This window comes from Streptomyces acidiscabies, assembly GCF_020010905.1.
Classification (GTDB): domain Bacteria; phylum Actinomycetota; class Actinomycetes; order Streptomycetales; family Streptomycetaceae; genus Streptomyces; species Streptomyces acidiscabies.
This window is the reverse complement of the sequence record NZ_JAGJBY010000001.1, coordinates 3,727,802-3,740,028: the sequence shown is the minus strand read 5'-3', so window position 1 is coordinate 3,740,028 and position 12,227 is coordinate 3,727,802. Positions and strand designations below refer to the sequence as shown.

The window sequence follows — 12,227 nt, the reverse complement described above, 5'->3', positions numbered from 1 at the left end:
CCGAGAACGCCATCAGACCGCTTTGTGCCGCCGCCTCGCCAGCTCGTCCGCCGGGTTGTGCCCGACCAGGGTCTCCCCGGTGTCGACCCGCTCACCGTGCAACTGCGACAGCGCGCCCTCCACGTCCCGCCAGACCACGCCGACGGCGATCCCGAAGACGCCCTGGCCGCCCTGGAGCAGCGCGTGGACCTCGTCCGGCGAGGTGCACTCGTACACCGTCGCGCCGTCGCTCATGAGCGTCATGCGCTCCAGGTCACGGAAGCCCTGTTCCCTCAGATGCAGCACCGCGCCGCGGATGTTCTGGAGGGACACGCCGGTGTCGAGGAAGCGCTTCACGATCTTCAGGACGACGACGTCCCGAAAACTGTAGAGGCGCTGGGTCCCCGACCCGTGGGCGGGCCGCACACTCGGCTCGACGAGCCCGGTGCGTGCCCAGTAGTCCAGTTGCCGGTAGGTGATGCCCGCGGCGGCACACGCCGTCGGACCTCGATAGCCGATCTCCTCGGACGCCATCGCCGCCGCCCCCTTGCTGCTGCTCGGCACGGCCGCCGGGCGCTGAGGAGCGTGATCGGCCGCGCTGCCGTGAAGCCGGTACGGGCCATTTCCCCCGAACCCTCGTCCGGGGGCACCCCCAGCCGTACCGTCGCCGCTGCTTCTCACGCCGACCTCCGTCCTTGACCTGCCTTCTCGACGGTAGGCAGTCACCAGGGGTGCGTCAACGATCGCCACACTCGGCACGCCGAGTGATAATCACCCTGGGAGTGGTTTCCCGTGCCCCACCGCGGGGAAAGGCTAGCCGAATGCGCTGAGACCATGCCGTAGGACGCTCTCACTGGCCGCTGGCAATTGCCGAACCGAGACGCCATCGTCACCGACGAGTGTCCGGCGCGCGGGTCACTGGTTGCTGGTGCCGAAGTCCTCGGGCGAGATCTGGTCGAGGAACTCGCGGAACTTCTCCACCTCGTCCTCCTGCTCGTCCGGGATGGCGATGCCCGCGTCGTCGAGCACCGTGTCGCTGCCGTAGATCGGCGTGCCGGTGCGCAGGGCGAGCGCTATGGCGTCGGACGGGCGGGCGCTGACCTCGACACCGCTGGCGAAGACCAGCTCGGCGTAGAAGACGCCTTCCCTGAGGTCCGTGATGCGCACTTCGGTCAGCTCCTGGCCGACGGCCTCCAGCACGTCCTTGAACAGGTCGTGGGTGAGGGGCCGGGCGGGGGCCATGCCCTGCTGGGCGAAGGCGATCGCGGTCGCCTCCCCCGGTCCGATCCAGATGGGGAGGTAACGGTCGCCTCCCACTTCGCGCAGGAGCACGATCGGTTGGTTGGAGGGCATTTCGACCCGGACACCTACGACATCGAGCTCGTTCACACAGCAACCCTAGGCCGTGCCCGGGACGTTTGGGTAGTCGGGCCCCTACCGGACGGCCGATCCGCCCAGGGCGAACGCCCGTGTCAGGGCAGCCGCACCCCGAGGGCGGTCTGCACCAGCGCGGAGTGCAGCCGGACCGTCAGCAGGGCGAGTTCCTTCGTACGGGCCTGGGCGAGGGCCCGCGTCTGGGGGTTGCGGTGCAGCCGCAGCGGGGCGACGACCTGGTCGACGAGCCCGGCCTCACGATCCGCCGCCGCCTTCATCACCCGAAGGTGTCGCGGCTCGATCCCGAAGCGCCCGAGTTCCACGACGAGCGCGGCGACGGTGGCCGTCTCGGCGTCGTACACGCCGTCCTCCAGGGGGACGACGAGGCCGTAGGACTCCCACTCGGCGAGTTCCCGCTCGTCGATGCCGGCGGCGGCCAGCAGCTCGGCGCGGCCGATGCGCGCGACGGTGGGGGTGTCACCGGGGTCGGGGACGGGTTCGCCGTCCCGCTGCCTGCCCACGGTCGGCAGGGGGACGGCCTCGCCGCGCTCCAAGGCCTCCAGGTGCTCCCGGATGACCTTGAGCGGCAGGTAGTGGTCCCGCTGGAGCCGCAGGATGCGAGCGAGCCGCTCGACGTCCCGCGGACTGAACTTGCGGTACCCCGAGGGGGTCCGCTCGGGCTCGACGAGCCCTTCCGACTCCAGGAAGCGGATCTTGGAGACGGTGACTTCGGGGAATTCGTCCCGCAGCACGTTCAGCACGGCGCCGATGCTCATCGGCCCGGCCTCCGTGGCGGCGGTGCCGTCTCCGGCACCGCCCCTCGGTGTTCTCAGCATGGACCTTCCCTGGGAGAACCCCCGGACGAGTCCGGGGCGGGTCAGTAGCCGCGCTGGCTCGCGTAGAAGACCAGGCGGTACTTGCCGATCTGCACCTCGTCGCCGTTGTTCAGCGCGACCTCGTCGATCCGCTCGCGGTTGACGTAGGTGCCGTTGAGACTGCCGACGTCCGCGACCTTGAACGAGCCGTCCTGGCCGCGCCGGAACTCCACGTGGCGGCGCGAGACCGTCACGTCGTCCAGGAAGATGTCGCTCTGCGGGTGACGGCCGGCCGTCGTCAGGTCGCCGTCCAGCAGGAAGCGGCTGCCCGAGTTGGGACCCCGGCGGACCACCAGCAGCGCCGAGCCCAGCGGCAGCGCCTCGACGGCGGCCTGCGCCTCGGGCGACAGCGCCGGGAGCGCGGTCTGGCCGGTGACCTCGGAGTCGTACGCCTCAAGGCCGGAGATGGAGATGGTGGAGGTCGTCTCCGAGGCGCGCTCGGGCGTCACACCCGGACGCAGCGGAGCGCCGCAGTTGGAACAGAAGCGACTGTTCTCCGCGTTGCGGTTACCGCACCTCGAACACACCAGGGCCGACATAGGGGAAAACCCTCCACCCGCACTTGAGGCTGACGGTTGCCCGAAACCTATGTCGCCGGACTGCGCAGGGTCAACAGACGCCGCGCCCTGACCTCCGGGAATGTCACCCCCAGCCACCTGGTCGCGGAACAGCGGACGCTGACCCTCGTCGCCTGGCTGTGCGCGATGGCGGGCGGTGGCGTTCTCGCCGCCCTCTCCTCGCGCGCTCTTGCCGAACAACTTCGCAAACAACTTCACGGGCGATTCCCCTTGACCGAAACAGACCCGCCCGTGGGGCAGGACGAACCCTGACTCAATACACCGGCCGACCCGGACACCTTCACAACGTCCGTATCCACCAGACAGTTTCCACCACCGACCACCCGATCGGTGCGCCGACCCCCCGCAGCCTCATGCCCCTGCCGGACGGCCCCCATGCACCCCCGGTTCACCGGGACGACGACCGAGCGTAGTCAGGCTGCTTCGCCGCCCGCAAGGCGTCCACAACGATCTTGTCGGATCGCTCCACGGTGACCGTGGCCTGCTCCTTCTCCAGGGTCTGCACCACACCTCCCGGGATGTTGAGCGCCGGTTCCAGATCCTCGGGCTTGCCGATGACCTGGAAACGATACGGAGTGCGGATCTGGTTCCCGTCCACGCTCACTCCGTTGTCGCCGTCCGTGAAATACGTCCCGGCGACGACGCGTACGCCGTTCACCTGGATCGCCTCCGCCCCGGCCGCGCGCAGCTCCTGGATCGCGTCGAGCAGCATGTCCGCCTCGACCGTCCCCTTCGTGTCGTCGATGGTCATCGTGATACCCGGCCCCTGGGCCGCCACCGTGCCCGCGAGGATGCCGAGTTGCCTCTCCTTCTCGATCGTCTGCTTCCGGGCCTCCTCGGCCTGGTCGGAGCTGTTCTCCAGCTCCTGACGCTGCTTGTCGAGCCCGGTCTTCTCGTCCTCAAGACGCCGGCTGCGGTCGTCCAGTTCATCGAGGATCCGTACGAGGTCCTCCTGGCGCGCGCCGCGCAGCGCGTTGTCGCTGTCACTGTTCGAGGCGACCTGGACGGCGAGTCCGAAGCCGAGGCCGAACAGCAGCAGGGCGACGATCAGCTGAGCGCGCGTCACCCGGGGCGGCCACAGCCCCTGCGCGAGGCGCTGACGGCCGGTCGCCTCGGGCCCGGCGGGCGGCTCGTCGGCCTCGCGCGCGGGCGCTGCCTCGATCTCCTGCGGAAGTTCCCTGCGCAGCCGGTTGCCGGGTTCCCTGTCTTCTTCACTCATCGCGTCACGCCCGGAAGACGTGCCGGCGGATCGCCGCGGCGTTCGAGAAGATCCGGATGCCGAGGACCACCACGACACCCGTCGACAACTGGGCGCCCACGCCCAGCTTGTCGCCCAGGAACACGATCAGCGCGGCGACGACCACGTTCGACAGGAACGACACCACGAAGACCTTGTCGTCGAAGATGCCGTCGAGCATGGCCCGCAGCCCGCCGAAGACGGCGTCCAGCGCCGCCACCACGGCGATCGGCAGATACGGCTCGACGGCCGCCGGAACCTCGGGCCGGACCAACAGGCCGGCCACGACTCCCACGACGAGGCCCAGTACGGCGATCACGATGTGCCTTTCTCACTTCTCGGCTGTGCGGTTCGGACGATCACACTCGGCGCCGCGGGAAGCCGCAGGTCCTTCTCCGTGGAGATGGCCGTCCGAATGCCGTAGTTCTCCTGGAGAGCGTTCAGATACAGGCCGTCCGCGCTGTTCTGGAACCGGGTGCTCAGCTTGTCCCCGTCCCCCACGGCGAGCACCGTGTACGGCGGCACCAGCGGCTTGTTGTCGACCAGTATCGCCTCCCCCGCGGCCCTGATCGCCGACAGCGCCGTCAGCCGCTGCCCGTTGACGGAGACGGCCTCCGCGCCGGACTCCCACATGCCGTTGACGACCCGCTGCAGATCACGGTCGCGCACCCGCCCGGTGTCCGAGAAACCGGACGTCTCGCGCGGGTCGGTGCCCCCGCCCGTGGTCGCCTCCTTGGCGTCGTCCACGACGAGCTTGACGCCGGGACCGTGCACGGCGACGGCTCCCGACAGGATGCCCACCAGGTCCGCCCGGCCGCTGCCGCCGCTGTTCTCCAGGGCCTGGCGCTGACGGGCGCTCACCTCGTCCCGGAGGGTGTCCACGGTCTTCTCCAGCTTGTCCGCGGTCTCCGTCTCCCGGTCGATCCGGTCGATCAGCTCCTGGCGCTCCTTGGCCACCACAGGGGCCGACACCCGCGCCTGGGCCGCGCCCACGGTCACGACGAGCGCCGCGAGCACCAGCCCGCCGGCCAGCCCGAGTTTCGCCTTCAGCGTCTTGGGCAGGCCGCCCGTCCCCTCGGCCTTCCGGCGCGCGGCGGCCTCGGCGTAGCCCTCGTCGAGGCTGTGGTCCATGACGTTGGTGAGCAGCGACATGGAGGCGTCCGGACGCGACGCGCGCGCGGGTGTGCTCCGAACGGGGGGCTGCTGCGGCATGCCGCACATCGTCGCACGTCGCGGCCACTGCTTCCGAACGGCCCCACCGGCGTGCCGGACAGGCCCCCTTGGGGACACTTGTCCGGCACGCGCGCGGGTGCCCGGCTTCAGCTGCCGGCGCCGTCCACCACCGACGACCACTCGTCCAGCAGGGCCTGCGCTGAGGCGTCGTCCGGCCCTTCGGCCCACAGATGGGTGACCGCCTCGGCCGGATCGGGCAGCACCATCACCCAGCGCCCGTCCGTCTCGACCACCCGCACGCCGTCCGTGGTGTCCACGAAGCGCTCTCCGGCCTCTTCGACGACCCGCCGCATCACCAGCCCCTTGACGGCCCACGGGGTCGCCACATCGCGCTTCAGGACATGCGCCCGCGGAATCCGCGCATCGATCTGACTCAACGTCAACTGCGTCCGCGCGACCAGCCCGATCAGCCGTACGAAGGCGGCGGTCCCGTCGAACACCCCGCTGAACTCCGGGATGATGAACCCGCCCTTGCCGTCCCCGCCGAAGATCGTCGCCTCCTCGCGCCCGACCCGCGTCAGGTCGTCCGGCGACGTCGTCGTCCACTCGACCTGTGTGCCGTGGTACGCCGCGACCTGCTCGGCGATCCGCGTCGTCGTCACCGGCATCGCCACCCGCCCGCTGCGCCGCTCGGCGGCCACCAGGTCGAGCATCACCAGCAGCGCCCGGTCGTCCTCGATGATCCGCCCCTTCTCGTCGACGAGCGACAGCCGCTCACCGACGGGGTCGAACCGCACCCCGAACGCGGCCCGCGACGACGCCACGATCTCCCCGAGCCGCACCAGCCCGCCGCGCCGCATGTCCCCCGTCTCCGTCGGCCGCGCCTCGTCGAGCCCCGGATTGACGGTCAGCGAGTCCACCCCGAGCTTCCCCAGCAGACTCGGCAGAACGAGCCCGGCGCTCCCGTTCGACGCGTCCACGACGACCTTCAGCCCGGACTCCGCGACCCCGGACGTGTCGACGTTCCGCAGCAACGACCCCGTGTACGAGTCGAACACGCTCGCCGGAAAATGCAGGTCCCCGATCTCCCCGGGGAACGCCCGCCGGTACTCCTGCCGCGCGAACACCCGGTCCAGCTTCCGCTGACTGGCCTGCGAAAGATCGGCCCCCTGCCCGTCGAAGAACATGATGTCCACCGAGTCCGGCACCCCGGGCGAGGTCCGGATCATGATCCCGCCCGCACTCCCTCTCGCGGTCTGCTGCCGCGCCACGGGCAGCGGTACGTTCTCCAGGTCCCGTACGTCGATGGCGCTCGCCTGCAACGCGGAGATCACCGCCCGCTTCAGCGCCCGCGCGCCACGCGAGTGATCGCGGGCCGTGGTGACGGTCGCCCCCTTCTTCAGGGTCGTCGCATAGGCCCCGGCCAGCCGTACGGCCAGCTCCGGGGTGATCTCGACGTTCAGGATCCCCGACACCCCCCGGGCGCCGAAGAGATGCGCCTGACCGCGCGACTCCCAGATCACCGAGGTGTTGACGAACGCGCCGGCCTCGATCGTCTTGAACGGATAGACCCGTACATTCCCCTGGACGATCGACTCCTCGCCGATCAGGCACTCGTCCCCGATGACCGCGCCGTCCTCGATCCGCGCGGCCCGCATGATGTCGGTGTTCTTCCCGACGACACAGCCCCGCAGATTGCTCTGCTGCCCGACGTACACGTTGTCGTGCACGACCGCCTTGTGCAGAAACGCCCCGCTCTTGACGACGACGTTCGACCCGACGACCGTATGCTCCCGGATCTCCGCCCCGGCCTCGACCTTCGCGTAGTCCCCGATGTACAGCGGACCGCGCAGTACGGCGTCGGGATGTACGTCGGCGCCTTCGGCGACCCAGACGCCCGGCGAGATCTCGAACCCGTCGATCTCGACGTCGACCTTGCCTTCGAGGACGTCGGCCTGGGCCTTCACATAGCTCTCGTGCGTCCCGACGTCCTCCCAGTAGCCCTCGGCGATATAGCCGTAGACCGGCTTGCCTTCCTTCATCAGCTGCGGGAAGACGTCACCGGACCAGTCCACCGGCACATCGGCCTCGACATAGTCGAAGACCTCGGGCTCCATGACGTAGATCCCGGTGTTCACCGTGTCGGAGAAGACCTGGCCCCAGGTCGGCTTTTCGAGGAACCGCTCGACCTTGCCCTCCTCGTCGACGATCGTGATCCCGAATTCCAGCGGGTTGGGGACCCTGGTCAGACAGACCGTGACCAGCGCCCCCTTCTCCTTGTGGAAAGCGATGAGGTCGGTGAGGTCGAAGTCGGTCAGCGCATCGCCGGAGATGACGAGGAAAGCATCGTCCTTCAACGCCGCTTCGGCGTTCTTGACGCTCCCGGCGGTACCGAGTGGCTTCTCCTCGTTGGCATAGCTGAGCTCCATTCCGAGCTCTTCGCCATCACCGAAGTAGTTCTTGACCAGCGATGCCAGGAACTGGACAGTAACGACGGTCTCGTTGAGACCATGCCTTTTGAGCAGCCTCAGAACGTGCTCCATGATCGGCCTGTTGGCCACCGGCAGGAGCGGTTTGGGCATGCTTGAGGTCATGGGACGAAGGCGTGTGCCCTCGCCTCCGGCCATCACGACGGCCTTCATGTCGGAAGCGTCCTCCTTGAAGAAACGACGGTCTAGCCGACTTCACCCGTCCAGATTGTCCCGCAGATCTCGGCCGCGGGCCATCGAGGCACTGCTGACGCCCATCGGCGAGCTCAGTCGGCCATGGCGTCCGCACGAATCAGGCGGCGGACCTGTACCACGTAGAGGACTCCTGCCCACCAATACAGCGTTGTACCCCACCCTGCGAACGCCCAGCCGAAAATCGCACCGAGTGACGCGAGCCAGCCACTTCCGTCACTGAGCAGCAACAGCGGGAAGGCGTACATCAGGTTGAAGGTCGCGGCCTTCCCGAGGAAGTTCACCTGCGGCGGCGGATAGCCGTGCCGCCTGAGGATGCCCACCATCACCAGGAGGACCAGTTCTCGCGCGAGAAGTACAGCCGTCAACCAGAGCGGGAGAATCTCGCGCCAGGTGAGGCCGACGAGCGTCGAGAGAATGTACAGCCGGTCCGCCGCCGGATCGAGCAGCCGGCCGAGACTGCTGATCTGGTTCCACTTCCGGGCGAGCTTGCCGTCCAGGTAGTCGCTGATACCGCTCAGCGCGAGCACCAGAAACGCCCAGCCGTCGCTCTTCGGCCCCCCGAACTCGGGCCTGAGAATCAGCCACAGAAAGATCGGCACGCCGACAAGACGCGCCATGCTGAGGATGTTCGGGATGGTGAGGACCCGGTCAGTCTGGACACGGGTCTCCTGGACCTCCACCCGGGGGCCTCCAGTAGAAAATGAGCCAACGATGCACCTTGACCCTACCTCAACGCAAAAAAGCTCTGGCTCCTGGGCATGTGCCCAAGAGCCAGAGCTATAAAAGGAGTTCGGCGGCGTCCTACTCTCCCACAGGGTCCCCCCTGCAGTACCATCGGCGCTGTAAGGCTTAGCTTCCGGGTTCGGAATGTAACCGGGCGTTTCCCTCACGCTATAACCACCGAAACACTATGAAACACATCAACCGCACCGTATATGGCCATACGGGGTTGTTCGTGGTTTCAGAACCAACACAGTGGACGCGAGCAACTGAGGACAAGCCCTCGGCCTATTAGTACCAGTCACCTCCACACCTTACGGTGCTTCCAGATCTGGCCTATCAACCCAGTCGTCTACTGGGAGCCTTACCCTCTCAAGGAGGTGGGAACACTCATCTCGAAGCAGGCTTCCCGCTTAGATGCTTTCAGCGGTTATCCCTCCCGAACGTAGCCAACCAGCCATGCCCTTGGCAGAACAACTGGCACACCAGAGGTTCGTCCGTCCCGGTCCTCTCGTACTAGGGACAGCCCTTCTCAATGTTCCTGCGCGCGCAGCGGATAGGGACCGAACTGTCTCACGACGTTCTAAACCCAGCTCGCGTACCGCTTTAATGGGCGAACAGCCCAACCCTTGGGACCGACTCCAGCCCCAGGATGCGACGAGCCGACATCGAGGTGCCAAACCATCCCGTCGATATGGACTCTTGGGGAAGATCAGCCTGTTATCCCCGGGGTACCTTTTATCCGTTGAGCGACGGCGCTTCCACAAGCCACCGCCGGATCACTAGTCCCGACTTTCGTCCCTGCTCGACCCGTCGGTCTCACAGTCAAGCTCCCTTGTGCACTTACACTCAACACCTGATTACCAACCAGGCTGAGGGAACCTTTGGGCGCCTCCGTTACTCTTTAGGAGGCAACCGCCCCAGTTAAACTACCCATCAGACACTGTCCCTGATCCGGATCACGGACCCAGGTTAGACATCCAGCACGACCAGACTGGTATTTCAACGACGACTCCACAACCACTGGCGTGGCCGCTTCAAAGTCTCCCAGCTATCCTACACAAGCCGAACCGAACACCAATATCAAACTGTAGTAAAGGTCCCGGGGTCTTTCCGTCCTGCTGCGCGAAACGAGCATCTTTACTCGTAGTGCAATTTCACCGGGCCTATGGTTGAGACAGTCGAGAAGTCGTTACGCCATTCGTGCAGGTCGGAACTTACCCGACAAGGAATTTCGCTACCTTAGGATGGTTATAGTTACCACCGCCGTTTACTGGCGCTTAAGTTCTCAGCTTCGCCACACCGAAATGTGACTAACCGGTCCCCTTAACGTTCCAGCACCGGGCAGGCGTCAGTCCGTATACATCGCCTTACGGCTTCGCACGGACCTGTGTTTTTAGTAAACAGTCGCTTCTCGCTGGTCTCTGCGGCCACCCCCAGCTCAAGGAGCAAGTCCTCTCACCAGTGATGGCCCCCCTTCTCCCGAAGTTACGGGGGCATTTTGCCGAGTTCCTTAACCATAGTTCACCCGAACGCCTCGGTATTCTCTACCTGACCACCTGAGTCGGTTTAGGGTACGGGCCGCCATGAAACTCGCTAGAGGCTTTTCTCGACAGCATAGGATCATCCACTTCACCACAATCGGCTCGGCATCAGGTCTCAGCCTTGATGAGCGGCGGATTTGCCTACCACTCGGCCTACACCCTTACCCCGGGACTACCATCGCCCGGGCTGGACTACCTTCCTGCGTCACCCCATCACTCACCTACTACCAGATCGGTTCAGCGGCTCCACCACTTTCCTTTCCCCGAAGGGTCCGGAACGGCTTCACGGCCTTAGCATCACTGGATTCAATGTTTGACGCTTCACAGCGGGTACCGGAATATCAACCGGTTATCCATCGACTACGCCTGTCGGCCTCGCCTTAGGTCCCGACTTACCCTGGGCAGATCAGCTTGACCCAGGAACCCTTAGTCAATCGGCGCACACGTTTCCCACGTGTGAATCGCTACTCATGCCTGCATTCTCACTCGTGAACCGTCCACCACTGCCTTCCGGCGCAGCTTCACCCGGCACACGACGCTCCCCTACCCATCACAGCAGGCGTTGGCCCTATATGCTGCAATGACACGACTTCGGCGGTACGCTTGAGCCCCGCTACATTGTCGGCGCGGAATCACTAGACCAGTGAGCTATTACGCACTCTTTCAAGGGTGGCTGCTTCTAAGCCAACCTCCTGGTTGTCTCTGCGACTCCACATCCTTTCCCACTTAGCGTACGCTTAGGGGCCTTAGTCGATGCTCTGGGCTGTTTCCCTCTCGACCATGGAGCTTATCCCCCACAGTCTCACTGCCGCGCTCTCACTTACCGGCATTCGGAGTTTGGCTAAGGTCAGTAACCCGGTAGGGCCCATCGCCTATCCAGTGCTCTACCTCCGGCAAGAAACACACGACGCTGCACCTAAATGCATTTCGGGGAGAACCAGCTATCACGGAGTTTGATTGGCCTTTCACCCCTAACCACAGGTCATCCCCCAGGTTTTCAACCCTGGTGGGTTCGGTCCTCCACGAAGTCTTACCTCCGCTTCAACCTGCCCATGGCTAGATCACTCCGCTTCGGGTCTTGAGCGTGCTACTGAATCGCCCTGTTCGGACTCGCTTTCGCTACGGCTACCCCACCCGGGTTAACCTCGCAACACACCGCAAACTCGCAGGCTCATTCTTCAAAAGGCACGCAGTCACGACGCACCGAGTAAACTCGATGCGCGACGCTCCCACGGCTTGTAGGCACACGGTTTCAGGTACTATTTCACTCCGCTCCCGCGGTACTTTTCACCATTCCCTCACGGTACTATCCGCTATCGGTCACCAGGGAATATTTAGGCTTAGCGGGTGGTCCCGCCAGATTCACACGGGATTTCTCGGGCCCCGTGCTACTTGGGTGTCTCTCAAACGAGCCGTTGACGTTTCGACTACGGGGGTCTTACCCTCTACGCCGGACCTTTCGCATGTCCTTCGCCTACATCAACGGTTTCTGACTCGCCTCACAGCCGGCAGACTGTGAAAGAGAGATCCCACAACCCCCACGACGCAACCCCTGCCGGGTCTCACACGTCGTAGGTTTGGCCTCATCCGGTTTCGCTCGCCACTACTCCCGGAATCACGGTTGTTTTCTCTTCCTGAGGGTACTGAGATGTTTCACTTCCCCTCGTTCCCTCCACATACCCTATGTGTTCAGGTATGGGTGACAGCCCATGACGACTGCCGGGTTTCCCCATTCGGAAACCCCCGGATCAAAGCCTGGTTGACGGCTCCCCGGGGACTATCGTGGCCTCCCACGTCCTTCATCGGTTCCTGGTGCCAAGGCATCCACCGTGCGCCCTTAAAAACTTGGCCACAGATGCTCGCGTCCACTGTGCAGTTCTCAAACAACGACCAACCACCCATCACCCCCGGCCTTGGCCGAAGTTCACTGGGGTCGGCATCATGAGGGGGTTCATTCCCTCAGACACCCAACAGCGTGCCCGACCAGACCCTCGTCCGGAGATCATGCTTTCCACGCCCTTGCGGACAGTACCTGCAATGCCTCCGACCCAGAACCTGGCCGA

At 65.4% G+C, this 12,227-nt stretch carries 9 protein-coding genes and 2 rRNA genes; all 11 read right to left on the bottom strand.

The window, feature by feature from the left end; all coding sequences use genetic code 11:
• Nucleotides 1-12: 12 nt before the first annotated feature.
• A complete protein-coding gene (locus J8M50_RS17350) occupies nucleotides 13-660 on the bottom strand; it encodes a MerR family transcriptional regulator (RefSeq protein ID WP_075661834.1) in 648 nt (215 codons plus the stop codon).
• Nucleotides 661-894: 234 nt separating this feature from the next.
• Nucleotides 895-1,368 (bottom strand): bifunctional nuclease family protein, encoded by a 474-nt coding sequence (locus J8M50_RS17345; protein ID WP_004934251.1) that lies wholly within the window; start codon nucleotides 1,366-1,368, stop codon nucleotides 895-897.
• Between the two features lie 83 nt (nucleotides 1,369-1,451).
• Nucleotides 1,452-2,189 (bottom strand): transcriptional regulator FtsR, encoded by a 738-nt coding sequence (gene ftsR / locus J8M50_RS17340; RefSeq protein ID WP_010350772.1) that lies wholly within the window; start codon nucleotides 2,187-2,189, stop codon nucleotides 1,452-1,454.
• Nucleotides 2,190-2,230: 41 nt separating this feature from the next.
• The gene (locus J8M50_RS17335) at nucleotides 2,231-3,112 is read right to left on the bottom strand and encodes an FHA domain-containing protein (protein WP_075693438.1); all 882 of its coding nucleotides are present in this window, start codon (nucleotides 3,110-3,112) and stop codon (nucleotides 2,231-2,233) included.
• An 82-nt stretch (nucleotides 3,113-3,194) separates the two neighbouring features.
• A complete protein-coding gene (locus J8M50_RS17330) occupies nucleotides 3,195-4,025 on the bottom strand; it encodes a DUF881 domain-containing protein (RefSeq protein ID WP_010350770.1) in 831 nt (276 codons plus the stop codon).
• A 4-nt stretch (nucleotides 4,026-4,029) separates the two neighbouring features.
• Nucleotides 4,030-4,362, bottom strand: a complete 333-nt coding sequence (locus J8M50_RS17325) for a small basic family protein (RefSeq protein WP_003977440.1) — start codon at nucleotides 4,360-4,362, stop codon at nucleotides 4,030-4,032.
• On the bottom strand, nucleotides 4,359-5,195 hold the full coding sequence (locus J8M50_RS17320) for a DUF881 domain-containing protein (protein ID WP_010350769.1): 837 nt from the start codon (nucleotides 5,193-5,195) through the stop codon (nucleotides 4,359-4,361). The genes J8M50_RS17325 and J8M50_RS17320 overlap by 4 nt, the downstream gene beginning before the upstream one ends.
• Before the next feature lie 167 nt (nucleotides 5,196-5,362).
• Nucleotides 5,363-7,858 (bottom strand): mannose-1-phosphate guanyltransferase, encoded by a 2,496-nt coding sequence (locus J8M50_RS17315; protein ID WP_010350768.1) that lies wholly within the window; start codon nucleotides 7,856-7,858, stop codon nucleotides 5,363-5,365.
• A 113-nt stretch (nucleotides 7,859-7,971) separates the two neighbouring features.
• The gene (gene clsA / locus J8M50_RS17310) at nucleotides 7,972-8,580 is read right to left on the bottom strand and encodes a cardiolipin synthase ClsA (RefSeq protein ID WP_010350767.1); all 609 of its coding nucleotides are present in this window, start codon (nucleotides 8,578-8,580) and stop codon (nucleotides 7,972-7,974) included.
• Nucleotides 8,581-8,688: 108 nt separating this feature from the next.
• Nucleotides 8,689-8,805: ribosomal RNA gene (rrf, locus tag J8M50_RS17305) — 5S ribosomal RNA — on the bottom strand.
• 86 nt (nucleotides 8,806-8,891) lie between these two features.
• Nucleotides 8,892-12,015 (bottom strand): 23S ribosomal RNA (locus tag J8M50_RS17300).
• Nucleotides 12,016-12,227: the final 212 nt, after the last annotated feature.